We start from the raw sequence: 24,298 nt of genomic DNA on the forward strand, positions 1-24,298 counted from the left end.
GAGGCTGGGACATAAGTCAAAATAGAATAGAAAAAATTACTAAAACAGAAAACGCATGAAATCAAGGGTTTAACTTTTGATTTCATGCGTTTTGAGGATTTCGAGAGGTTTTGTCCCGCCCTCAATTCTAACTAGTTATGTCCTAGACTCATTTTTTTACGTTCGTTTCATTAAAATTTGAATGAGTTGAACGATGACGGCAAGACCGCAACCGAGGGCGGAAATGCTGTACAAACCGAGCATTCCTAAAGAGTCCGCATGTTCGGCGTTAGAAAATAAAAAGTTGCGGTACATTTCTAAAAATCCGATGAAGAGCCCAGCAGAAAAAATCCAAAAAGCGATCATCCATTTGTAAAATAAAAGCAATGTCATAATGACGCCGACGGTGAAAGCGAAAATCGAGAAGGCTAAATAGTTTTTCCAGCCGAGTTCTACTCCGAGTATCGTTCGCACGCCGAGTATGAGAAGGACGAGCGTCGTCAATCCGACGAAAAAGCCAATCTTCCCATATTTTTCATGCCATTTCATGTCGTAACTTCCTTTCTTCATTTGCGTTTCGTAATTTTTTTGAACGTTTGAATAAATGTGTTCGGGCTTTCGATGACGTGAAAGGAAAATACCCCTTCATCCGTATGGACATATAAAAACCCGGATCCGTTTGAGAACGGTTTGTAAGAAACATCGATAATGGACGTAAAGGAAAATGAACGTTCTGCGCTCTCAATAGAAGTTAAAGAAAGTTGGAGTTCATGAATATCTGTCGTATGAGCTGCGGACAATTTATCGATTGAACGAGCAACGGTTGAATATTGAATCGTCGTGCGCATCGTACCCCTCCTTTAAAATGACCATAATACAGGTTTTGTCACCATGAGCCAAAGCATCATGAGCATAATCCCGATATAGATCCACGTGACGCGTCGCACATTCGACCAAAGCTGTTTGTTCGTCCAATGCTCTCGTTCGAACGCTTTCCACTGTTTCGAGTAAGCAGTCGCTAAAAAGAACGAACAGAGCAGCATGACGAGAACGGTGAGAACGACCCAAGACGTATGCCAAGGGTAAGGGCCGAATATTATTAAAAGGACGCCTGTCGTGACGACGAGATGTCCACCGTGCATGACGACCCAGACTGCTTTTTGAATCGGCACGATGATTGTATCGCTTTGATCGATTCGTTCGCGTTCAGCGTATCGCAAAAGTGGAAAAATCATAAATAGTGGCCCAGTTGCTAAAATGGCTGAAACGATGTGCAAAAAGATAAATGTTTTGTACATTAGCGCACATTGATCGTCTGCATCGCTCGGAATGTCGCATCTTCGACAGGTACAACGACTTCCAATTTTGCAAAACCAGCTTGTTGGAATGTATAATTAGCGCGGTATTCACCACGTTCTTCATTCGTCACTTCCAGTTCAACAAGCTCTTCATTGTCTATGTGTAAAATAAATGTTGCAGGTAATTCATTTTTCGGAATCCCTTTTTCCGTAATATGGACGATGAGTGTTTCTTCTTTGCCACTTTCGACATCATCGGTTTGGACGTAAGCAGCGTACGCTGTTTCTTCTACTTCTTCGTATTCTTTCCCTTCACCGACAATGACTTGTTTCACGGGCATATTGTGCATGCCACGAGCGGTTACGTGAATTTGCACGTTCATGATGCTATCTTCACCGAAAGTGTAGTCGAGCGTGTAAACGCCATCACCTTCTGGTACAGCTTCCATCATTTCACTTTCTAATTTATTCGTCTCTTCCCAAATTTCGTAAATGACTTCGTCCGCATCGTCGACTGTTTCATCGCCTTGTGTGACGACAGTGTGTAATGTAATCGTCTCACCAGCTTCAACTCGCTCGGGCGTTTGCAGATCGACTTCGATAATATCGGGAATGAAATCCTCTTCTACTTCTTCTTTTGAATCATTTGAACACGCGACTAAAACGATCGCAAGCAGCGCGAATAACCAACTTAATTTTCTCAAACACATTCCTCCGATTTTAAATATTTTCATGATACGATAGTAACATGAACAAACGTTTCCTTCGTGAAGTCTGTTTCACATCAGCTTCACATTTTTTTGTGAAAATCGTAATATCGTAACAAAATTTGAAAGACGAGGTGTCTAATTTGAAACGTTACACAATTATGATTATAGACGATGAAGCGCAAATGAGAAAACTCATTCGCACTTTTTTAGAAAAAGAAGGGTATACCGTTGTAGAAGCGACGGATGGGGCACATGCATTATCGCTCGTTGAAAAATTTTCACCCCATTTGTTCATCGTCGATGTAATGATGCCTTATATGGATGGTTTCACATTCGCAAGCGAAGTGAAAAACATCGCCGATATCCCACTCATCTTCCTCTCAGCAAAAGGAGAAGAATGGGATAAAATTCAAGGGTTGAAATTAGGCGGAGACGATTATATCGTGAAACCATTTTTACCTGGTGAACTGTTAGCGCGTGTCGAATCGGTCTTGCGTCGTTCATACAATGATAAGCCGACGACGGATACGTTAAAAGTAGGACCAATCGTCATCGATAACGATGCGCATACGGTCACATTAAATGGGGAACCTTTATCCCTCACATTGAAAGAATTCGGTGTGCTTAATATTTTAGCGAAAAATAAAGGGCGCGTCTATTCGCGTGAGCAATTGCTTCATCTCGTATGGGGAGAAGATCATCAAAGTAGCGAACGAACGGTGGATACGCATATTAAAACGCTCCGCTTAAAAATGGGGAGCGCTGGAAGTATGATTGAAACGGTTTGGGGAATTGGCTATAAGCTAGAAGGCTAAAGATGAAAAAGTTAAATTTAAGTCAAAAAATATTGCTCATGTTCGTCGTAAGTGTCGCCTTTACGATTTTATTTTCTTTTTTCTTTATCCACTTTTTATACTCCGAACTTTATTTGAAAAGCATCGAAGAATCTCTCGTTTATCAAGGGCAACGTACAGCCTCACATTATCATTACGGAGAGTTAAGCGATGATATTATCGAGAAAATTCAATGGTTCAATGTCATTTCAGAGTATGAAGTAATAGCAGTAGATGATTTAGAGCAATTGTCTACTTATTTCCCCTATCAAATTAATTATGAAAATTTAATCGATGATCATGACCGTGAACAGTTAGAACGAGGAACGTATGTCGTGAAAAATGGTTTCGTAGAAGAATTGGATCGTGAAATATTGGGGGCCATTTTCCCAATCAAAGGAGAACAAGGGCTCGTCGGGTTTATTTACATGTACATCCCGTTAGCGACGATTCAAGTCGTTTTCCAACAAAGTATTCCACTGCTTGCATTTGTCGGAACGTTATTTTTCTTGCTTCTGTTTTTAATCGTCAATCGCGTTTGGGTATCGATGTTCGAGCCGCTCAGACAGCTTCAAGTGTTATCGAAAGAAGTGTCGAAAGGGAATTATTCGAGCCGTCTGCAACTTGATCGTGAAGATGAAGTCGGTCAACTCGCGAATGCGTTTAATGCGATGAGTTTATCGTTGGAAGAACAAGAGAAACGAAAAAAAGAATTTACGTCGAATATCGTGCATGAAGTGCGCACACCCCTTACATACATTAGTGGATATGCGCATGCATTAGAGAGCAATATTTATGAATCGCCCGAAGAAGCGAAACAATATTTAGTGACGATTCAAAAAGAGACCGAACGTTTAAATAAATTAATGACGGATTTAGTCGAGTTAAATCATCTTCAAGAAGATATGTATACGTTGGAGAAACAACCGATTGCGCTCGCGCAATTGCTGCTAGATACGCTCGAACTATTTTCGATTCATATCGTGCAAAAAGGATTGACATTACAGACAAATATCGATGAAGATATCATTATGTCTGGAGATGCACAACGTTTGCAACAAGTGTTTTACAATACGTTAGATAATGCGATTAAGTATTCGGCGGAAGATGGCGTATTGAATGTGTCATTACAAGAAGAGCATTATCGCGTAACGTACCGTGTAACGAATGGTGGCGTGACGATTTCACAAGAAGATATCCATCGCATTGGCGAGCGCTTTTTCCGCACGGATAAGGCTAGGACAAGGACGACGGGAGGCACTGGACTTGGATTATCAATCGTTAAAGAGATTGTTCGTCTCCATAATGGAACGTTCGAAATTACGAGTTCTCCTAAAGTAGGGACGACGGTAACGATTGAGTTTGAGGAGGGAGAAGCGTGAACAAATTCGCGTGGGGAGTAGTCATTAGTTTATCGCTCATTCTCGTTGGCTGTGCGCCACCAGAAGAAGGGCATCAAATCCAACCATTTACGTATATCGATCAACACGATCAACCGTTCGGAATGGAACAATTAGAAGGGAAGATATGGGTGGCCGATTTCGTCTTTACGAACTGTACGACCGTCTGTCCCCCCATGTCTGCTGAAATGGCAAAACTACAAAAGCGAGCGAAAGAAGAAAATCTCGATATCGAGTTCGTCTCGTTTACGGTAGATCCGACGATTGATACGCCTGCTGTATTGAAACAATATGTCGAGACGTTTACCGATGATCCGTCGAACTGGCATGCGATTACAGGATATACACAGGAAGAAATTGAACGATTTGCGAGAGAAAGTTTCCGTACAATCGTTCAAAAGCCGGATCATTCTGATCAAGTCATTCATAGTGTTAGTTTCTTTTTAGTGAATCGACAAGGTAAAATTATGGATGAATACAACTATATCGATGAAACGTATGCGGACCGCATGTTTGAACGCATTCATCAATTACGCTAAAAAACGAAGTCCCTCCTTGTGAGGTGACTTCGTTTTTTACGTTTAAAATAATTTGAGTTTAGCGATGCGTTGTACTGCTTCGACGAGTCTTTCTTCACTTTCGAGCAGACCAATTCGGACGTAACCTTCTCCGTATGTTCCAAAGCCGTGCCCTGGCGCTACAGCGACATGAGCTTCTTTCAGTAAAAGGTCGGCGAACGACTCACTCGTATGAGGAGCAGGAACAGGTAACCAAGCGAAAAATGACGCTTCTGGCGCGTGAACGTTCCAACCGATGTCGTGACAAGCTCGAACGAACGCATTGCGTCGCGATTCGTACATGGCGACGAGTTCATCTACGGCAGATTGATCTTCGCCTAGTGCTTCGATAGCTGCATGTTGAATGGCAGGAAAAATATCGATAAATAAATGGTCTTGTAGCGTATGAATTGCTTCAATCATCTGTGCATTGCCGACCGCAAATCCGACACGCCATCCGGCCATATTGAATGTTTTCGACATCGAATACGTTTCGATTCCGACGTCTTTCGCTCCGTCCGCTTGTAAAAAGCTCACCGGTTTTTTACCGTCAAAGCCGATTCCACCGTAAGCGAAATCGTGGACGACCATAATGTCGCGCGCTTTCGCAAATTCGACGGTATCTTCAAAGAACGAGAGCGGTGCGACAGCTGCTGTCGGATTGCTTGGGTAGTTTAAATACATCATTTTAGCGGCTTCTTTTACTTGTTCAGACAGTGCGGCATAATCGGGTAAAAATTGATTTTTTTCAAGGAGTGGCATCGTCTCTAATGTCGCATTGACGAGATAGACACCGGATAAATAATCAGGATATCCCGGGTCTGGTAATAAAATCGTTTCTCCTTCATTTAGTAGAGCGAGCGGAATTTCAACGAGTCCTGTTTTCGTCCCGTATAAAACAGCTACTTCTGTTTCAGGATCGAGCGTGACGTCGTATTCTCTTTTGTAAAATTTAGCGACGGCTTCCTTTAATTCAGGGAGTGCTCGGAAAGGCGAGTATCCGTGATTTTCAGGAACGTCTACTGCCCGTTTCAACGCTTCGACGATATGGGGAGGAGTCGGTTGATCAGGGTTGCCTCGTCCGAGTAAAATGACGTCATGTCCAGCTTCAATTTGTTCGGCTACTTTGCCAACGAGCGTGGAAAAGAAATGTTCTGGTAATTGTTGTAATCGTTTCGACTGTTTCATAAAAGTCACCTGCTTTTTTAGTTTGACCAAAGTATACAGACAATTGTTGAAAACGACAATGAGGAACGAAAAAATTCGTTCCTCACATTCATTAAGCTTGTTCGATTTCGTCTGTTAATGTAATCAGTTCATCGATCAATGAACCGATAAATTGAATCGTTTCACGAAGTGGTGCATCTGTCGTAATGTCGACTTTCGCCATTTGTGCGAGTTGTGCAGGCGTTTTCGTTCCACCCGCACGCAAGACGTTTAACCAATCTTCAACAGCCGGTTCGCCTTCTTTTAAAATGCGTTGGGAAACAGCTGTCGAAATCGTTAATCCTGCGCTATATGTGTACGGATATAAGCCCATGTAGTAATGAGGTTGACGCATCCACGTGAGCGCCGCATCGTCATCGATGACGACATCGTCACCCCAAAACTGTTCTAATGTTTCTTTTTTCAATTTATTGAGTAAGCTCGCGTTCACATTGTGACCGGTATCAACGAGTTCATAGACTTTACGTTGGTAATGTGCTTCTAATAAATGCGTCACAAAATTATGATAGTACGTTCGTGAAACGATAGAAGAGATGACCCAACGTTTAAATTGCGGATCGGTTGAATTTTTCAATAAATGATTCGCCATTAACATTTCGTTCATCGTAGACGGTGCTTCGATAAAGTAGAGAGAAGGGCGAGCGTTGAAATAACTTTGATGTTGATGAGCTGTGTAAAAATGTCCGGCATGTCCGAGTTCGTGTGCGAGGACGAAAACATCTTCCATACTTCCTGTCCATGAGATTAAAATATAGGGATGACTGCCATATGGGCTTGAACAGAACGCACCTGTCGATTTCCCGATATTTTGTGCGAAATCGATCCATCGCTCATCGTAAGCGCGCTCTAACATAGAGTGATAGTCGTCTCCCATAATCGAAAGCGCATCGAAAATGTACTGTTTCGACTGTTCGATTGAAACGGTCGGTTCATAGTTCGGGTCGAGCGGCACTTTTAAGTCAGCGAATGTCATTTTTTCAATGCCGTGAACACGCTGCAATAATTTTGCGTATTTTCGCATATGCGGTGCTAGTTCTTCCATAATGACATCGATTTGACGATTGTACATCGAGCGGTCGACTTGTTGGTCGAATAGTAAGTAGTCGATGACCGAATCAAATTTACGTAACGACGCTTCTGTTTTTTCACGTTGAATGTGCATATCGTATGTTTTCGCTGTCGTATGTTGATAGTCGCGTAATTTATTCGAAAAGGCGCGGAACGCTTCACGACGTTTTTCTAAGTTCGGATGTGAATCCCATACGCCTTCAAAAGAGACGTAGCTTAAAGGGAAGGACTCATCGTTCACTTGGAACGGCTCGAACGTCATATCGACGAGTTTCGTCGTATTGTATAAGCTGTACGGTGAACTAAATGTTGAGCCGAATGCTTTTAACGTTTTTTCGACTTCGGGATGAAGTTGGTGTGGGATAAAAGCGATCACTTCATTTAAATATGCTGCGAGTGTCGGTTCTTGCTCAATCGCTTGTTGTAAAACGCTTTCATCTAATGTCGCAAGTTCACTTTCGACAAATGATAACTGGCTTGCGAGGCGTGAAGCGAGTTGACTGAAACCACTCGCACGCATTTGAGCGTCCGTATTCGTTTCGTCAACGCTTGAAGCGAGACTCGCATAAGCTCCGATCGGCACGAATTGCATGAGCACTTGTTCGTACGCTTGAACAATTGTAACGACAGAAGAAGCATCCTTCATTTTTCCGACGTATTCATCATGAAATGTTTGGACAGCTGTTGTTAAACGTTCAATCGCTTCTTCGTATTCTTTTTCTGAAGCGAATAAATCTTGTAAATTCCACGTTTCTTCCAGTTTAACTTGGTCACGTGAGGGTAATTGTTGAACCATAATCTATTTCCTCCTTATTATTTCGAAATTCGAACTACTTGTAGTATACGAAAAAGTTTGAAAAGAAGTAAAGGAAAAATGAAACCAATTGAGAATCTATTCGTATATAAGATACAAAGTAAAAGAGAAAAGGGTGATTAATATGACTTCTCAAGATAAAGGAACAAGAATCATTTTACATTTAAGTGCACTGTTCGTACCGTTTTTAGGGCCGCTCATTATTTATTTCGTACAAGACGACGCTTTAACGAAAAAGCTCGCTGTACAAGCGATGATTTTTAACGCGATTATGTGGATATGTATCGCCGTTTCAACATTTTTCTCTTGGTTTATTATCGGGATTCCATTTTTAATTTTCTTCGGAATTGTAGAAATTGCAGTACCGATTATTGGCGCGATTAAAACGATGAACGACGAAGTGTATCAATATCCAATCGTCAAACATTTTCTCTAATAAAAACGTCCGATTCTTTTTAAGGATCGGACGTTTTTTTATTACAGTAAAGCGGAGAAAAGACGCGTAAAAGAAAAACGTGATTTCGTCTGCTTTTTACTTTCTTCGTTCACATCAACAATATCGTCAACCGTAATAATCCCGATTAATTCATTCGTCATCGATACGACAGGAAGCAATAATAAATCATGTTCAAAGATTGCTTCTACTGCGAGTTGTTGATGGACGTGTGGATGCAAGGCAATCACTTGTTTTTTCATGACGGAATGAAGCGGTGTCGCACCATCTTTAATGACGAGCAATTCGCGCAAAGAGAGGACACCCATCAATTTGTTGTCGTCATTGACGACGAAAAGGTAATAGATTGATTCGGCATCTTTTGCGACGTTGCGGATATGTTGTAACGCCTCATCTGCTGTTGCATTTTCTGAAATTGAGACGAATTCCGTCGTCATAATAGAGCCGACGGAGTCTTCGTCATACGATAAAATCTCTTCCAATTGCGCTCGTTTTTTCTCTGGAAGCAATGTGTAAAAGGATTCACGCTCTTCTGGACTCACTTGTTCAAGCAATGTGACGAATTCGTCTGTTCGCAGTTGTTTGAACATTTCGGAACGCAATTCTTTATCGAGCTCTTCGACGATGATTGCTTGATGTTCAATCGATAGTTTCCCGAAAATTTGAGAAACGAGTTCGCTCGGAACGATGCCGTAAAATAGTTGGCGACGTTCTCGTGTTAATTCTTTAAAATATTTTAATTGATAGTGTAAAGGCAATTGTTCAAAGTCGACGAGAAATTGTGAAGGGCTTTCTTTTAAATAAATCGTTAAGTAATACGTATACTCCTCCCAGTTTTTAATTGTTAAATTCATTGAAATACCTCCTATAAACGTTCGATTTTCACACCGATGACGTCATCGATTTTTTTAAACATGTAGTAAATTTCGGTCGTATATTCATCTTCAGGTGCGGAGAGCACGAGATTAATTTTTTGTTGACCGTTTTCGATATCTTGAATCCGCATTTTTCGGACTGTTAAATCTTTGCTCATATTGCCTGCTAAACTCGTCGTTTTTCCTTCGATTGATTGTAGTAATTCAGTCATCTTTGAATTAGGATTCATAATGATTTGTACCGCAATTTCACGTTCACGCAATCGTTTCGGGCCGAATCGTTTCACGATGAACGGTAAGACGTTTACGGATAAAATGAATAAAATAACAGCGAATGTCGCTTCTAAGTAAAGGCCGACGCCTACTGCAATACCGAGCCCAGAGGCTGACCAAATGAGTGCGGCACTCGTCAATCCTGAAATGACATCATTCGTGCGACGCAAAATAACACCAGCACCTAAAAAGCCGACTCCACTGACAATTTGAGCAGTGAGGCGCATCGGATCCATATTGCGGAAAGTCGGTGTTGCATAAGTCAAAAAGGATTGAATCGATACAATCGTAATGAGACAGCTCGCGACGCTAATAATCATCGACGTTTTCATGCCGAGTGGTTTATGTTTGAGCTGTCGATCGAGTCCGATGAAGAAACCGAGTATGAGGGCAAAAAATAATTTGAAAATCATTTCGTAATGCGTCATCTTGCATAACCTCCTTTCTAAAAAACAAAAAACATCCCTCCGAAGAAGGATGTTACATGACATAGTGACTGAATCGCTAAAAAAGCGAATCAGAAAACAGATTCCATAACCTCCTTCGTAGAGCTTTAGCACTGTATGACATAGGCGAAAACCAGCTACATTAAAAACGACCTTAGCTCGATCGTTCCTGCTGACCCGTTGGCGTCTTTAGACGTTTCTGGGCAGTAGCTTATCTTCATACAGGAGCCTCACCTAACGAGGGCTTGTGCATTGAAGCACATCTAGTAATATACCAAAGAATACCATCAATGTCAACTTTCAAGCGTTTCTACTTGACGGTTTGCATACCAATGGATAAATGTTTCCGCAAAGTCTGTCGGAACATCTTGAATCGTATGAACGTGAATCGGCTTTGAACGGTTCGTCATGACGACGGTACAAAGGCCGAACATTTTTTGGAAAGCGGAGCGTTTCACTTCGATTTCGATGATTAAATTTCGTTTTGTAATAAATGTTTCAGTCGTCCAAGCTCCCGTTTTCAATACGATATGTTCACCATCAATTTGGTATCGTGTAAATATATATTCAAGTAGGCGTCCTGCGTACGTAAGGAATAGCGCGAGCGCTCCCCACCAGTAGCTTTTACCCCAAAAGTGGATGATGATAAACACGATAATTGCAAAAATCGGCAAGCGGATCAGTTTCATCCAAAGAGAGCTTTTCGGTAATTTTTCTAATGTCGGTTGAATGGCAAATTGGGGTAAAATATCAGCTAGTAATGATGCTGATTTTTTTACGGGCAAGAAAGGGTAAAGAGAATTTGCTTCTTGTTCGAGGTCTCCTATTTTCCCAACACTAATTAATTTAATTTGGGAAAGTTTAAGCAATCGTTTTAAAAATGTTTGTTCGATTTGAATCCCTTGTACATTTTTCTTTTTCATCGTAAACGATTGTTCCGAGAAAATACCTCGTTGAATATAGACGCGTTCATCGTCTGATTCAATCATAAAGCGGCCGAAACGGAAGTACGTAATAATGAGTCCGAAAACAAGTGAAATAAGTAAAAGAGCGATAGAAGCTGCTGTAATGAGTAACCAATTCCCACTGAATAAATCGACCCAACGACTCGCTTGATCTTCTAATTTGAATAAGTCGATCGCTTTAAAAAATAATGTCGCTAAAATCGGGATGAGTGCGAAAAAACTGAGCGATGCGAATGTCGCTCGGACAGTATCACGCTCTGTCGGTTCGAAATGAAGCTTACGTTGTTCTTTCGTGTCGAGTTCAAGAGGCGGTGTGCTTTCACGATTTAATCGCATATCCCACTGAACATTAGGGAGTGGAGGGCCAAATGTCATTTGTTTTTGTTTCGCATGCAATTTTTGTTCGATTTCCGTCGCTTCTTCAGGACGAATCGCATCGAGTTCAATGGAAGCATCGTCTCCAGTTGCGCCTGTTTCGAGTGTCAATGTCGTCAAACCGAGTATTTTATGGAGCGCAGACGTTTTGCGCTGAATATTTTGAATCCGATCGTAGTCGATTGTTTGTCTCGTTTTTGAAAAAATGCCATGTTTTAAAACGACTTGTTCTTCTTCGAAACGATACGTCGTCGTGCGCCACGTCAATATCGCTTCAACGATGCTCCAGATGATGAAAAATAGCGCCACGTAGCGCGCAATTGTCCACAATAACGCATCATTGTTGAAGTTGAAAACGAAAATAAGAAGGAGCGGAAAAAACCAACTTTTAAAAAAGGAAGCGATTTGAAGAATGACTGATAAAAAATGAAAGCGTCTATTTTCCATTACACTTCCACTTCCTTCACTTTAGCGTAATGGGCAATTTCCTCTCGTAAACGTAATGCTTCATCTTCAGGGAGCCCTGGAATAGAATGTTCCGATCCCATCGTTCCGATGCGCAATGTATATAAACCGTATTTGCGCAAAATAGGTCCTTGATTCGTTGCGACAAATTGTACTTTCGTCATCGGAATCATCTCATAATGTTCAAAGAGACGACCGCGCTTTAATTGGATATATTGTTCATCGACTTCATATGCCCAATTATTGACCGTGAATTTGGACTGGAAGAAAAAATCCCATAAATTATCGAGAATAATCAGTGCTCCGACGACGTATAAAACGATATTAATCCAGTTAAACCAATGAAAATAATAGCTTACGCCTAATAAAATACCGACGACGACGAGTTCAATGATAAATTCGATCATCGCATTTACTTTCAGCACTTTCGTATAGGAAGGAGAAAGTTTTCCTGTTAAATGAGCGTATATGTTTTCCAATTACCTCACACCTTTCGTTATAATAGTATATACGGAAATCGTATAAAAAAGTTACAGGAGGGGAAGAAATGTTTACAGTAGAACGAACGGCATTTATGTTGATCGACGTACAAGGGAAATTGGCAGACATCGTTCAAAATAGTGAGCGTATGTTACAAAAGCAAGAGCAACTCATTCAAGGAATGTTCACACTCGATATTCCAATCCTTTGCATGGAGCAATATCCGAAAGGGCTCGGTCCGACGAAAGAGCAGTTACGTCAACATTTAGAAGGTGTACCAACGTATGAAAAGATCGAGTTTAACGGCATGTTGAATGAAGGGATTCGACAAGCGGTGGAACAATTAGGCCGCAAACAATTTGTACTCGCGGGCATTGAGTCGCATATTTGTGTATACCAAACAGCGCTCTCTTTGAAACGTGAAGGATATGATGTAGCGGTTGTAGAAGATGCTGTGTCGTCACGCTATGCGGAAGATAAAGAGCGTGCGATGAGTATGTTGCGTCATGAAGGAGTGAAAATCGTCGGGGTGGAAACGATTTTATATGAATTGTTGCAACGAGCAGGAACGGCTGAATTTAAACAAATTTTGCAATATGTGAAATAAAAGAAGCACTCATCCGTATGTAGGGTGAGTGCTTTCCTTTTTATAACTCCTCGGCAATCCCGAGTGCGATAATCCCGATCATTACAGCGGCGATGAGCACGTACTGTTTTTTCGATAATACTTCCTTTAAGAAAATACGCGATAATAAAACGGAGAAAATACCGCTTGATGCGATGAGTGGCGCTGCGATCATCGCATTACCTGCCATCGCAAACACGTAGAAAAATTGTCCAGCTGTTTCGAGCAAAGCGGCAATTCCACGGTCTTTTTGCTTGAAGATTTTGAAGTCTTCTTTTTTAATGAACTTCAAATATAAATAGACGAGAATCGCACAAATGAGGAAGGTGAATTCGTAAGCGAGCAATGCATTATCTTCACTCATCCATTGTTTTTTATCTAAGTAAACGCCGTCTAAAAACGAGCCGACTCCGTCGATTAGCGCATATAAAATCGGGAAGGTAATGGCTAAAAACCCGAGTTTATATTTCGGGTCAAACGTTTCTCCATTTTGCAACATAATTTTATGTTCATGTGTTTGTTCGTAACGAGCAAGCATAATAACGCCTACAGTTACGATAACAATCCCAAAAATTTCAAGAGCGGAAATAGAAGTAGGGAAGAAGACCATTAATAAAACAGCTGTAATGGCTCCTGCTGAGTTTTGGACAGGAGCGGCGATCGATAGCTCGATATAACGCAATCCGACAAAACCTAATGTCATCGATAAAATATACATGAACGATACAGGGAAATATAACACCATATTCCACACATCGAATGTAATTCCTTTAATGAGCATGTAAGAAACGGCATGAATCCCCATGACAAAACCGATCATGACGACGATTTTTAAGTGACTCGTCGGGTCTCCAGGGTCGGAACCTTTCTTATAATATAAATTAGCTGCGCCCCAAGCGAATGCTGTGAGGACCGCAAAGATGAACCACATCGTCGACATACCTCCTATAATCAGTCTATAGAGACTCAAATTGTAGCGCGAGTTGCGCCCAAAATATTGTATAACTCAAAAGAGAATCTGTCAAAAAGAAGAAAAAGTGTACAAAGCGCGTGAAAGCACTTCGTACACTGACTTATTTATAAGAGGGTAAACGATAAGTCCAAATTGATTTTATAATGATAATAATGTGCTTGCGATTGAGAAGTAGATGAGTACACCGACAATGTCTGCAATTGACGTGATGAGTGGTGCACTCGCTGTCGCTGGGTCTAAGTTTAATTTGCGGAAGATGAACGGCAAGCTCATTCCGATTAAACTGCCGACGATGACGACTGCGACCATCGTTAATGCGACGACTAATGCAATTTCAGGTCCACCGCGGAACATGCCGACACCTGCGACAGCTGCTGCCATCGTTACACCGAGTAAAATAGAAACTGAAATTTCTTTGGTGAACATTTTCAACCAATCGGTCATGCGTACTTGTCCGACTGCCATCGCTCGAATGACGAGTGTTGACGCCTGACTACCTGCGTTACCACCACTATCGACGAGGAGCGGTAAGAAGAAGACGAGTGCGATATTTGCTTCGATAATATCCTCGAAATGGGCGATTCCAGCACCAGAAAAGACGTTCATAAAGACGAGTACGACGAGCCAAACGATACGTTTGCGATACAAAGTCGTCACTTTCGCATCTTTTAAGCTCACTTCTAAAGAAGAGACAGGCGCCATTTTGTGGAAGTCTTCCGTCGCTTCTTGTTCCATAACGTCCAAAATATCTTCTACATGAACAACACCGACGATTTGTCGAAATTCGTTTACGACGGGCATCGAAACGAAATCGCATTTTTGGAAAATCTTCGCTGCCTTCTCTTGATCGAGATCCGTCGGAAGCGACTTAACATTTGTTTTCATTACTGCACTAAGTGGTAATTCTCCGCTAGCACTTAATAATTCACGTAAAGACATAACACCTTTTAGCATTCCATCTGCATCTGTCACATATAAGTAATGAATATTTGTTTTATTTTCTACGTTATTGCGTACATGTTGTACCGCTTGTTCAACCGTAAAGCTTTCTTGCAGCGTTAAAAATGCACGATCCATTAAGCTACCTGTTGATTCTAATTTAAATTGTTTTTTAACCATTGCGCAATCCTCCTTACGCAATATCCACCGCAATGAAGGGGGCAAAATGGATATTGCTCATTATTAAAATCCTGAATACTTCGAATACTCTGAACGTAAACCTACAACTCGGAATGTCCATTCCACCACCTCCATAGATCATTTTAATCGAAAAAAAGACACCCCTCATACGAAGAAGGGTGTCTAAAAAAAGCATACGTTAATAAACGAGCGAACGTGTCGTCATTTATTAAAAATAGGCATATTTAAAACGCCTCCTTCGTAGAGCTTTAGCACTGCATGACATAGTAAAGTTACAGCTACATTAAAAACGACCTTAACTCGATCGTTCCTGCTGACCCGTTGGCGTCTTTGGACGTTTCTGGGCAGTAGCATATCTTCATACAGGAGCCTCACCTAACGAGGAACTGTTATTTAGTTTCAATCACAGCTACAACCTTAGCAACGAAAAAAATAAATGTCAACAATCTTTTTAAAAGTATCGTTCAGAGAAGTTATTTTGGGATATTAATTAAGAAAAAATTTGCATATTACGAAAAGTCGCTTTACCCTATAAAGAGAGGGAGGTTATTTAGATGGCTACATTTATTGTGAATACAGGGAATCGTAAAGTCGTTCACCGTCAAGAAACGATTCAACCAGAATGTAAGGTGAATTTTATACACCCGAATAATATGGAAATGACGGATGAAGATTATGTGGAACTTTACCCGATGATTTACAAACCTTGTCCGCACTGTTATGAGAAAAAGTAGTAAAAACACGAACATGTATTGTTCGTGTTTTATTATTTTGAAATATTAAAAAGAAGAGTGGAAAAATAATAAAATAAGTCTAAATGACTAAAAGAATAGCGGGGGCAGCCGATGTAAAGTGAAAGGGAATTGGAAAAAAGGGGGAAGTTTAATGAGAATTCACGGTGTATATCCAACAAATTCGCCTTATCGTTTAAAGAAAACAGAACGAATAAAGGCGAGAGATGAGCAAGAAAAGTCTTTTAAAGTGACAGAAGAAGAGGAAGATCGTGGGGAAAAAGATGAATCGGTGTTTCAAAAAGTAGCGGCACGTTATGATTTTACCTATGCTTTAGGGGAAGAAGTGCATGATGTTGCAGATAAATTATATGAAGCGCGATTAATTGAGAAGCCGATTTATTTACATTTAATTTTTGAAGCGAAGCAAAAGCAGGGAGAGCGTTTAAATTGGCTAGAGCACTTTAAGCAATTGTCGACGTCAGCACAGCTTGCGAACCGTTTATTACAAGCGGAACAAAGTCGAATGGTCGTGCAGTTATTACAGCGATTATCGGCATAAAAAATATCCAGCTCTATAAAAGGCTGGATATTTTTTGTATTATTTTTCGATTGTGACGTTGCGTAAGTTGTAAAGTGCAGTTCCGTCAATTTCGAAACCTTTTACTTTATTGCTGATGCCGACTAAGTGTTGAGGGTGTTGGATGAAGACGACTGGCGCATCTTCACGGATGAGTTCTTGCGCTTTTTTGTAAGCGGCGAGACGAACTTCAGGGTCCGCATTGTCGCGTCCTTCGTCTAAGTACTTATCGACTTCTTCGTTTTTGTAGAATGAACGGTTGCCAGGATCTCCGAAGTATGAAGAGTGGAAGAGTGAATACAATCCGTAGTCTGCATCTCCTGTCGGGTTACTCCAGCCGAGCATGAACATATCGTGCTCGCCATTCGCTGTTTTTTCTAAATATGCACCGAATTCCATCTGTTCGATTTCAACATCGATGTTAATTTCTTTTAATGTTGATTGTAAAAGGACGGCAACTTCCACGTTTTGTGGGTCTGTATACGTCCATAATGTCGTTTTGAAGCCATCTTCAAGTCCAGCTTCTTTCATTAATGCTTTCGCTTTGTCGACGTCTTTGTCAATCGCTGTTAAATCTTTATCGAATCCGAAAATATCCGGTGATAAACCACCTGTTGCACGAACGCCGAAACCTTCGTACACGCCGTCAATAATTTCTTGTTGATCGAGCATATAGGTGATTGCTTGACGGACTTTCACATTGTCGAACGGTTCTTTCTCTACGTTAAAGCCGAGGTACGTAATACGTGTTGATGTTTGTTCTAACACGCTTGCGTAATCACTTTCATTTAATGAAGCGACGTCTGTCGGTGGAATTGGAATGCTAATATCGATGCCACCGTTTTGAAGTTCTGCTTCACGAGTTGCTGCTTCTGGAATGACGGCGAATTTAACAGAGTCAATTTTCGCTTTCTCTCCCCAATATTCATCGTAACGATCTAATTTTACATAGTCGCCCGTTTTCCATTCGCTAAATTTGAATGGACCTGTACCGACTGGATTGCTAGAAACGACAGAACCTGCCATTTTGCCTTCTTTCATCGCGGCATAATCTTCCTCGATGCTTTTCGGACTAACGATTCCGGCAGCTCCGTGTGATAAGTTCGATAATAATGGAGCGAATGGTGCGTCTGTTTTCATTTCAACGACCATATCTTCCGGTGTTGTTACTTCTGTGATCATTTCGAATAAAAAGGCTGCAGATGCTGCGACTTCAGGATCGCGCACGCGGTCTAAATTCGCTTTAATCGCTGCGGCATCTAATTTTTCACCGTCATGGAATGTAACACCATCACGAATTGTAAAGCGCCACGTTAAGTCATCGACTTGCTCCCACTCTGTCGCAAGTCCACCTGTAATTTCAGATGTTTCCTCATCGCGGTATACGAGTGTTTCATAAATGCTTGCTTGCGCTGCTGCTGAAGGGACGTCGTTTGAACCGGCTGGGTCTAACGTGTTGACGTCAAGTAAGTTACCGATGACAAGCTCTCCACCTTCTGCGCTTTCTTCTGAATCTTGTCCTTCTTCTTTCGGCTTTTCTTCATTATCTGATCCGCCACTACATGCTGCGAGTACGAGCATAAGTGCACCGAACATAACGCCAAGCCACCACTGTTTCTTCATGTAATTCCCCCTAAACAATAATATTTTAAAATCATATCACATTAATGTCTGAAATTCTATAACAATATGAATGTTCAGTTAATTTAAGAAATAATGGTTGGAGAGAGGGCTCCTTTGATTGATCAGTAATGAAGAGAAAGCATATATTTTGTTTCATTCTTGTTTAAAATAGAAGGAAAGGTGGAAAAGAGAAAGTAAGAATGAATAGGAGGAATAAACATGGCGAAACATAAAAAAGAAAATACGATGATGAGCAATGCGATGAAAGCTGCAGAAACTGCGATTACATTGTATGCAGTGCAAGACGTGGCGAAGCAGAAAGAATTTAAAGTCGGGAATAAATGGATTTGGACACCGGTCGTCACATTCGGGAAATTTGTCGGACCCGCTGCTTACTTTTTATTCGGTAAAAAAACAAAATAAAATATAAAAGATTTCCCTTTAAAGGGAACGATTTGAAAAAGCAACAAGCAACCAGTTTTCGGTATGTGACCGGGGACTGGTTGTTTAGTTTAAGTTGAACTTGGACATTGTTAAAATAGTGAATATATTTTTGAACAGTGTTTACGACGATCGCTGTCGTCGATGCTATGTTTTAGTCTTTTCTTTAATGTTCGAGTTGCCGAAACTTCAGATTAGGAACTTGTCCAAAAAGAGTACATTCCTACAGGTCAAGCAGATTGTGCGGTAAAGTATTTGCAAATGGTGTCGGAAAACTTTTATGAAGGTTGGAAAAATGCAAATTTAAAAATATTAAAGAATTATCTAAAGAGACTTCTTTAATATTTGATGAACACATGATGACTCTTTTTGTAGCATCAGATGATTCCTATAAGCTAATTTCTGGCGTTCCTGATTAGAGATTGTGCCCCGACATTAGAGGCTAATATTATTAAATATTGGAGAGCCCAAGGATATACAGACTTAGTTCAAAGTACTACTACCACTGCGCAAGTAATGGATGTTTTAGCAGATAGATATCGGTTTACGAATGAAATATATAATTGGCAGAAGTAAAAAAGCTGTTGTAGTGATTGACTTACCAGAGTACGGAAAATTACAAGATAAGAGTTATAGTTAAATGTAATTTGTATTACATAGTTGGCGATAAGTGGAATCCCATAAGTTTTGTAAAGGAAGATAAGAGATGAATTAAATTTAAACAAGAGGAATTCCCATAGGATAATCCGAATACCTAATAAAAAAACACCCAATGAATGAGTGTCTTTTTAAAAGTAACTTTATTTTTCATCTTTGCTACTTCCTATTATTTATTATCTGCTTCTTGCTGTTTCATCATAAATTCAAAAACATTTTTTTCGCTGTCTACCATGTTATCTACTGCGATTTGTATAAGGTCTAAAATGGCTTCATCTCGTGTCATGCGTTTCATTCCCGAATAAGCGGCTAGTTGATTAAAAGCATCTTCATATAATTTCACGTTTTTACGTTCTTTTTGTTTAATAATCGCGGGGTTTTCTACTTTCTCTTTCGCCACTTTTTCCAATGCATCATTTGTTGTTTTTTTAGATGTACTCTCTAGTTTTTCAGACATTGTGTATACCTCCATTTTGGTTAAAAATTCGTTTACGAAACTACCTCTAGGCTAAAAGTGTAGTGGATTCCTAAGTACAGAGTGTGGAAAAATTGAGGGTTAACATACGTCGTTCGATCAGACAGAATGGCAAAGTCTTTCCGTCCTAAGTCAATGCTAACAGTAGCGTTGACTTAGGAATGGTTGAACTTCTGTTTCCGCTAAAATAGAGACAAAATATTTATCCGTTGGATTTCGCTTAATCGTAGCGTTTAAAACGCGACCTTCCACTTCTCGACTTTTCGCAAAGCGAACGAGTTCTTTCTTGAGTTGTGTTAATTGAAGCGAACAAACCTTGTAAGTAAGACCTTTTCCCTTTTCTTTGTATGTGTCGCTCCACTTTGCTAGAAAAGGATTAAATACAAAGCGAGAGCAACCCATCGTTGTAGCGGTTAAAGTTTCTTGTTCTCGGCTATAATCGATACGAAATTTATATGCGTGATTAACTACCAGTGATTTTCCACCCCCTGCAGCATATGCCTATTAATATATTAAAAATATAACAATTCATCAATAGTTAACCCTTATAATGGTCAAATGTAGTAGGGGCAATGTTAGCAAAGAGATAATTCAACCATACATTCAAACACAAGGCAGTGAGGGGTTTAAGGCTGGGACATAAGTTAAAAATTAATAGAAAAACAAAAATTCCTAAAATAGAAAACGCATGCAATCGAGGTTTTAACTTTTGATTGCATGCGTTTTTAGGGTTTCTAGAGGTTTTATCCCAACTTGAAACCATCATTATAAAATTCTTTTTCATATCCGTAAACTACCTTTTCGATACCGAATAAAAAAACCTTAAACGTAATCATATCAACGTTTAAGGCTCTTTTTAAAGTATGATTCCGACTGGGCTCGAACCAGCGACCTCTACCCTGTCAAGGTAGCGCTCTCCCAGCTGAGCTACGGAATCAAAGTTCTGGGATGGCTTCATCTGAAGCACAATTTATATATTAACACAGCTTTATTTAAAAGTAAACACCTAAATGAAAACAAAAGAAGAAAAATGTTGAAAAGCTTACATTGTTACGTTTTAGTGAAAAAATTAAGAATGAAAGATGAATTTTATGATGAAAATACTATATGATACTTCGTCAATTATGGTATTGTAGGAAACGATTATATGAATTGAGGTGGCGAAATGTCAAAGAAAATGATGGTGACGAATGAATTTCAACGCGAGTGGGTGGAACGTTTAGAAGCACAAACCGAAGCATTTAAAGAACATCGTGCAGAGAACGATCGCAATTCTTCATTCCCAAAACGCAATGTAGCACAATTAGTGGAAATGGGCTATACGCGTCTTCCGATGGAGAAAGCACTCGGTGAGAATGACATGACGATGCGTGATTTCGTATCGTTTCAAGAGACGATCGGTGCGATGGATAGCGCAACAGCATTATCGATCGGTTGGCATCAAGGAATTTCAGGTGAGATTTTCGATAAAAAATTGTGGAACGATGAAATGACGCAGTTTTTAGCGGATGAAATTCGAGGCGGCGCTCTTATTAACCGCGCATTAAGTGAAGCAGCGACAGGCAGCCCGACACGTGGTGGAAAGCCAGGAACAGTAGCAGTACGTACAGAGAACGGATGGAAAATTGACGGACGTAAATCGTTCACAACGATGTCCCCAGTAGTTACGTATTTCCTCGTTTCAGCATGGATTGAAGAAAATCAACAAATCGGAACATTCCTCGTCCCGAAAGCAGCGGAAGGTGTAACGGTTATTGAAACATGGGATATGCTCGGCATGCGTGCTTCAGAAAGCCATGACTTATTGTTAGAAAACGTTGAAGTGTCGGATGCTTACTACGTAGAGCGCGATCCGAAAAGCCGTAACGATGCATTGAATCCGTGGTCACTCCACATTCCAGCATGTTACTTAGGCATTGCACAAGCGGCGCGCGATGAAGCGTTGCGTTTTGCTGTGACGTATCAACCGAATAGCATTAATACACCGATTTGTGAGTTGCCGAATGTGCAACAACATATCGGACAAATGGATATTGAATTGATGCAAATGCGTCATTTATTGTACGGAGTGGCGGACATTTTAGACGATGATGCACGGAAAGAAAATGTCACGACTGAAATGGCTGTTGCGAAATATACGGTGACAAACGGTGCGCTTTCTGTCGTAGATCGTGCGATGCGTTTAGTCGGTGCACGCAGTTTGCAAATGTCAAATCCACTTCAACAAATGTATCGCGACGTGCGCGCTGGGCTTCATAACCCACCGATGGACGATATGACGATTGCAAATACAGCAAAAGCGGCAATTGTGGAGATGAAAAACATACTTGGTTAAACGACTCGTCGTCACCGGATATCGTCCGCATGAACTCGGGATTTTTAACGAAACGCATCCCGGGGTTGCCATCATTAAAGAAGCATTGCGTCAACAGTTGCTAGCCCAGCTCGATGAAGGATTAGAATGGGTCATCGTGAGCGGTCAACTCGGTGTAGAAGCTTGGACGTGTGATGTCGTGCGAAATTTGAAGAGATGGTATTGAAGGCGGACTTTTCCACATATTTAACGAATCGGCCGTATGCAGGACCGTGGCAATTTCAAAAGAAAGATGAGTTTTTATTCGAAAATTCGGACGGGATTTTATTCGTGTATGATGAAGAGAATGAAGGTTCTCCAAAGTTTACGAAACGAGCGGCTGAACAGTTTCAAGAACAGCATCCTTACGAATTATTCATCATTGATGCGTTTCAATTGCAACTCATTCAAGAAGATATGCAACGGGAACAATGGGATTAAAAAAGATCGAAGCATTATGCTTCGATCTTTTTTATATACTTTTGTAAACCATCTTGTTCGGTTGTTTGAAACTTATATCCGAGTTTTGTTAAAAGATGAATGGACCGTTCATTTTTTAAATCGACGAATGCGTATAAATAACGGAGGTTAAAATAGCGCGCTGCCATTTCTTCCAAAGCGTATAATATTTCTGTTCCGAATCCTAAACCCCAATGAGCTTTACCAAGTTCGTATCCGATTTCTGCTTGGCCATCTTGGATTACATTGAAACCAGCAGAACCGATCGCTACTTGCATATCTTTTCTAAAAATTGTGTAGCGGGCTGCTTTTCGCTCACGTGTTAATTCGGTGAGGAGCGTAATCATCTTTGTCGCTTCATCGATAGAATGCATCGGTTCAATATTCATAAATTGGACGACATCTCGATCCGCCCAAATCGGAAGCAAGTGAATCGCATCACTCGGATGAATGGAAGATAAAAGAAGTCGTTTCGTTTGAAATGAGCGCACCATTTTTTCTCCTTTCTTGAAAAGAAAACATTCAAAAAGTATAGGCGAGAAGTACAAAAATGTCAATGCTTCCTTTCGACGAATGACGCTTAGAAATGATACACTTGAAAGAAGAAAAAAGAGAGGGGAATGACGATGAATGTACAAACGTATATGACAGAGCAACGTCACTATTTTGAGCGAGGATTAACGTATCCAATCGAGTTTCGAAAACGAATGTTGGAACAATTAAAAGAAGCGATTCAACAACGAGAAGAACTCATTTTAGAAGCGCTCCAAAAAGACTTGGGGAAGTCTGCCTTTGAATCATATGTGACGGAAATCGGTTTTGTTTTGGCGAGTATCGATTACACGATTAAAAATTTAGATGAATGGCTCGAAGTCGAAACGGTGAAAACACCGCTTTATTTACAGAAAGCGACGAGTTCGATTGTTCGAGATCCGTACGGTGTCGTCTTAATTATCGGCCCATTTAACTATCCGTTCCAACTCGTGATGGAACCGCTCATTGGATCGATTGCAGGAGGGAATACGACGATTGTGAAACCTTCTGAACAAGCGCCAGAGACAGCGAAAGTCGTGGAGCAATTACTCGAATCAATTTATCCGCTTCAATATGTCCGTGTCGTACAAGGGGCTGTTAAAGAAACGGATGCGCTTATTCATGCCGACTTCGATAAAATCTTTTTCACAGGCAGTCAAAAAGTAGGGAAAATTGTCATGAAAGCCGCGGCAGAGCGACTCGTGCCGGTCACGTTAGAACTCGGCGGCAAAAGCCCAGTCATCGTCGACGAAACAGCGAAAATCGATATCGCAGCGGAACGCATTATTTGGGGGAAATTTACGAATGTGGGGCAAACGTGTGTCGCACCCGACTATGTGCTCGTTCATGAGTCAAAAGCGGAGGCGCTGACGAAAGCATTAGAAAAAGTGATCGTCCGTTTTTACGGGAAAGATCCACAGAAAAGTGAAGACTACGGGCGAATTGCGCAACCGCACCATTGGGAACGACTTGTCTCTTTACTCCGTGAAACGAAAGGTGAATTATTTGTAGGAGGAGCTGTCGACCGCGAGGACTTATACATCGCACCGACAATTGTAACGAATGTCACGCAAAGTGATGCGCTCATGCGAGATGAATTGTTCGGTCCGATTTTGCCGATTTTAACGTATGAGACGTTAGAAGAAGCGGTCCATCTCATCAGTTTGCGTGAAAAACCACTCGCCGCGTACATGTTTAGTGAAGATGAACGAGCGATTCGTTACTTTACGACGTATACACAATTTGGAGGCGGTTGTATTAATGATACATTGTCGCATGTCGGCAATATTCATTTACCGTTCGGAGGTGTCGGACCATCCGGGATGGGACGTTACCACGGATATGCCAATATCGAGACGTTTACACATGCGAAATCGATGATGCGAAAAAGTACGACGATCGCACCGAAAATTGCGTACCCGCCTTATAAAGGAAAACTTCCGCTCGTCCGTTCTGTTTTAAAATAGAAGTGACGACTCGAAAAAATGA

General features: G+C 40.9%; 26 protein-coding genes, 1 tRNA gene, 2 pseudogenes and 2 riboswitches. Of the genes and pseudogenes, 11 read left to right on the top strand and 18 right to left on the bottom strand.

The features are described 5' to 3' along the window. Positions 1–156: 156 nt before the first annotated feature. Genes IRY55_RS00005 through IRY55_RS00020 form a run of 4 tightly spaced genes read right to left on the bottom strand, consistent with a single transcriptional unit; the run spans position 157 to position 1,981 of the window. Positions 157–528: a hypothetical protein gene (locus IRY55_RS00005; protein ID WP_194561217.1), complete on the bottom strand. Its 372-nt coding sequence runs from the start codon at positions 526–528 to the stop codon at positions 157–159. Between the two features lie 17 nt (positions 529–545). Then, complete coding sequence (locus tag IRY55_RS00010) at positions 546–827, bottom strand: hypothetical protein (protein ID WP_194561218.1); 282 nt, start codon at positions 825–827, stop codon at positions 546–548. Between the two features lie 12 nt (positions 828–839). Continuing rightward, positions 840–1,277 (bottom strand): DUF2269 family protein, encoded by a 438-nt coding sequence (locus IRY55_RS00015; protein ID WP_194561219.1) that lies wholly within the window; start codon positions 1,275–1,277, stop codon positions 840–842. Then, positions 1,277–1,981: a FixH family protein gene (locus IRY55_RS00020; protein WP_194561220.1), complete on the bottom strand. Its 705-nt coding sequence runs from the start codon at positions 1,979–1,981 to the stop codon at positions 1,277–1,279. The genes IRY55_RS00015 and IRY55_RS00020 overlap by 1 nt, the downstream gene beginning before the upstream one ends. 146 nt (positions 1,982–2,127) lie before the next feature. Between IRY55_RS00020 and IRY55_RS00025 the strand changes: the two genes are divergently transcribed. From IRY55_RS00025 to IRY55_RS00035, 3 genes are read left to right on the top strand one after another with little or no spacing between them, the layout of a single operon-like run. Beyond that, positions 2,128–2,802 (top strand): response regulator transcription factor, encoded by a 675-nt coding sequence (locus IRY55_RS00025; RefSeq protein WP_235960987.1) that lies wholly within the window; start codon positions 2,128–2,130, stop codon positions 2,800–2,802. A 2-nt stretch (positions 2,803–2,804) separates the two neighbouring features. Next, entirely contained in the window at positions 2,805–4,202 is a 1,398-nt protein-coding gene (locus tag IRY55_RS00030) for a sensor histidine kinase (RefSeq protein WP_194561221.1), read from the top strand. Beyond that, on the top strand, positions 4,199–4,759 hold the full coding sequence (locus tag IRY55_RS00035; protein ID WP_194561222.1) for an SCO family protein: 561 nt from the start codon (positions 4,199–4,201) through the stop codon (positions 4,757–4,759). Before IRY55_RS00030 ends, IRY55_RS00035 begins: the two co-directional genes overlap by 4 nt. A gap of 42 nt (positions 4,760–4,801) precedes the next feature. On the opposite strand, the gene IRY55_RS00040 is transcribed toward IRY55_RS00035, so the two are convergent. Next, entirely contained in the window at positions 4,802–5,965 is a 1,164-nt protein-coding gene (locus tag IRY55_RS00040) for a pyridoxal phosphate-dependent aminotransferase (RefSeq protein ID WP_194561223.1), read from the bottom strand. Positions 5,966–6,056: 91 nt separating this feature from the next. Continuing rightward, entirely contained in the window at positions 6,057–7,868 is a 1,812-nt protein-coding gene (gene pepF / locus IRY55_RS00045) for an oligoendopeptidase F (protein WP_194561224.1), read from the bottom strand. Positions 7,869–8,010: 142 nt separating this feature from the next. Between pepF and IRY55_RS00050 the strand changes: the two genes are divergently transcribed. Continuing rightward, the gene (locus IRY55_RS00050) at positions 8,011–8,322 is read left to right on the top strand and encodes a DUF4870 domain-containing protein (RefSeq protein WP_194561225.1); all 312 of its coding nucleotides are present in this window, start codon (positions 8,011–8,013) and stop codon (positions 8,320–8,322) included. A gap of 41 nt (positions 8,323–8,363) precedes the next feature. Here the strand turns inward: IRY55_RS00050 and IRY55_RS00055 are convergent, their stop codons facing one another. From IRY55_RS00055 to IRY55_RS00070, 4 genes are all read right to left on the bottom strand, one after another. After that, complete coding sequence (locus tag IRY55_RS00055; RefSeq protein WP_194561226.1) at positions 8,364–9,194, bottom strand: magnesium transporter MgtE N-terminal domain-containing protein; 831 nt, start codon at positions 9,192–9,194, stop codon at positions 8,364–8,366. 11 nt (positions 9,195–9,205) lie between these two features. Beyond that, positions 9,206–9,916, bottom strand: a complete 711-nt coding sequence (locus IRY55_RS00060) for an MgtC/SapB family protein (RefSeq protein WP_194561227.1) — start codon at positions 9,914–9,916, stop codon at positions 9,206–9,208. Between the two features lie 103 nt (positions 9,917–10,019). Next, positions 10,020–10,183, bottom strand: a riboswitch (M-box (ykoK) riboswitch). Between the two features lie 44 nt (positions 10,184–10,227). Then, positions 10,228–11,721, bottom strand: a complete 1,494-nt coding sequence (locus IRY55_RS00065) for a PH domain-containing protein (protein WP_194561228.1) — start codon at positions 11,719–11,721, stop codon at positions 10,228–10,230. Then, positions 11,721–12,218, bottom strand: coding sequence for a PH domain-containing protein (locus IRY55_RS00070; protein ID WP_235960988.1), 498 nt, complete (start codon positions 12,216–12,218; stop codon positions 11,721–11,723). Before IRY55_RS00070 ends, IRY55_RS00065 begins: the two co-directional genes overlap by 1 nt. A 68-nt stretch (positions 12,219–12,286) precedes the next feature. Between IRY55_RS00070 and IRY55_RS00075 the strand changes: the two genes are divergently transcribed. Then, entirely contained in the window at positions 12,287–12,826 is a 540-nt protein-coding gene (locus tag IRY55_RS00075) for an isochorismatase family protein (RefSeq protein WP_194561229.1), read from the top strand. A gap of 40 nt (positions 12,827–12,866) precedes the next feature. Here the strand turns inward: IRY55_RS00075 and IRY55_RS00080 are convergent, their stop codons facing one another. Together IRY55_RS00080 and mgtE are read right to left on the bottom strand one after the other, a co-directional pair. Further along, positions 12,867–13,784: an EamA family transporter gene (locus tag IRY55_RS00080; RefSeq protein ID WP_328799584.1), complete on the bottom strand. Its 918-nt coding sequence runs from the start codon at positions 13,782–13,784 to the stop codon at positions 12,867–12,869. A 171-nt stretch (positions 13,785–13,955) separates the two neighbouring features. Next, positions 13,956–14,936, bottom strand: coding sequence for a magnesium transporter (gene mgtE, locus IRY55_RS00085; RefSeq protein ID WP_194561230.1), 981 nt, complete (start codon positions 14,934–14,936; stop codon positions 13,956–13,958). Positions 14,937–15,183: 247 nt separating this feature from the next. Next, positions 15,184–15,347: riboswitch (M-box (ykoK) riboswitch) on the bottom strand. A 164-nt stretch (positions 15,348–15,511) separates the two neighbouring features. Here mgtE and IRY55_RS00090 point away from each other — a divergent pair. Then, the gene (locus tag IRY55_RS00090) at positions 15,512–15,691 is read left to right on the top strand and encodes a hypothetical protein (RefSeq protein WP_194561231.1); all 180 of its coding nucleotides are present in this window, start codon (positions 15,512–15,514) and stop codon (positions 15,689–15,691) included. A 151-nt stretch (positions 15,692–15,842) separates the two neighbouring features. Beyond that, positions 15,843–16,250, top strand: a complete 408-nt coding sequence (locus IRY55_RS00095; protein WP_194561232.1) for a hypothetical protein — start codon at positions 15,843–15,845, stop codon at positions 16,248–16,250. A gap of 39 nt (positions 16,251–16,289) precedes the next feature. Here the strand turns inward: IRY55_RS00095 and IRY55_RS00100 are convergent, their stop codons facing one another. After that, on the bottom strand, positions 16,290–17,891 hold the full coding sequence (locus tag IRY55_RS00100; RefSeq protein ID WP_194561233.1) for a glutathione ABC transporter substrate-binding protein: 1,602 nt from the start codon (positions 17,889–17,891) through the stop codon (positions 16,290–16,292). Positions 17,892–18,110: 219 nt separating this feature from the next. Between IRY55_RS00100 and IRY55_RS00105 the strand changes: the two genes are divergently transcribed. After that, positions 18,111–18,314, top strand: coding sequence for a PLD nuclease N-terminal domain-containing protein (locus tag IRY55_RS00105; RefSeq protein ID WP_194561234.1), 204 nt, complete (start codon positions 18,111–18,113; stop codon positions 18,312–18,314). Here IRY55_RS00105 and IRY55_RS13605 read toward each other — a convergent pair. The 4 genes and pseudogenes from IRY55_RS13605 to IRY55_RS00120 form a co-directional block, all read right to left on the bottom strand. Further along, complete coding sequence (locus IRY55_RS13605; protein WP_408015128.1) at positions 18,253–18,483, bottom strand: IS3 family transposase; 231 nt, start codon at positions 18,481–18,483, stop codon at positions 18,253–18,255. The genes IRY55_RS00105 and IRY55_RS13605 overlap by 62 nt on opposite strands. A gap of 675 nt (positions 18,484–19,158) precedes the next feature. Continuing rightward, positions 19,159–19,446, bottom strand: coding sequence for a hypothetical protein (locus IRY55_RS00110; RefSeq protein WP_194561235.1), 288 nt, complete (start codon positions 19,444–19,446; stop codon positions 19,159–19,161). A 77-nt stretch (positions 19,447–19,523) separates the two neighbouring features. Then, positions 19,524–19,938: pseudogene (locus IRY55_RS00115) on the bottom strand (helix-turn-helix domain-containing protein); the annotation flags it as partial. A 390-nt stretch (positions 19,939–20,328) separates the two neighbouring features. After that, positions 20,329–20,401: transfer RNA gene (locus IRY55_RS00120), tRNA-Val, on the bottom strand. A 228-nt stretch (positions 20,402–20,629) separates the two neighbouring features. Between IRY55_RS00120 and IRY55_RS00125 the strand changes: the two genes are divergently transcribed. Both IRY55_RS00125 and IRY55_RS00130 read left to right on the top strand, forming a co-directional pair. Beyond that, positions 20,630–21,799 carry an acyl-CoA dehydrogenase family protein gene (locus IRY55_RS00125; RefSeq protein ID WP_194561236.1) on the top strand — a complete coding sequence of 390 codons (1,170 nt, stop codon included), beginning with the start codon at positions 20,630–20,632 and terminating at the stop codon, positions 21,797–21,799. Further along, positions 21,792–22,258 (top strand): annotated as a pseudogene (locus tag IRY55_RS00130) (SLOG family protein). Before IRY55_RS00125 ends, IRY55_RS00130 begins: the two are co-directional and overlap by 8 nt. 14 nt (positions 22,259–22,272) lie before the next feature. Here IRY55_RS00130 and IRY55_RS00135 read toward each other — a convergent pair. Further along, positions 22,273–22,767 carry a GNAT family N-acetyltransferase gene (locus IRY55_RS00135; protein ID WP_194561237.1) on the bottom strand — a complete coding sequence of 165 codons (495 nt, stop codon included), beginning with the start codon at positions 22,765–22,767 and terminating at the stop codon, positions 22,273–22,275. Positions 22,768–22,902: 135 nt separating this feature from the next. Between IRY55_RS00135 and IRY55_RS00140 the strand changes: the two genes are divergently transcribed. Next, the gene (locus IRY55_RS00140) at positions 22,903–24,276 is read left to right on the top strand and encodes an aldehyde dehydrogenase (protein WP_235960990.1); all 1,374 of its coding nucleotides are present in this window, start codon (positions 22,903–22,905) and stop codon (positions 24,274–24,276) included. Positions 24,277–24,298: the final 22 nt, after the last annotated feature.

Origin of the sequence: Savagea serpentis (genome assembly GCF_015351395.1) — a bacterium.
Classification (GTDB): domain Bacteria; phylum Bacillota; class Bacilli; order Bacillales_A; family Planococcaceae; genus Savagea; species Savagea serpentis.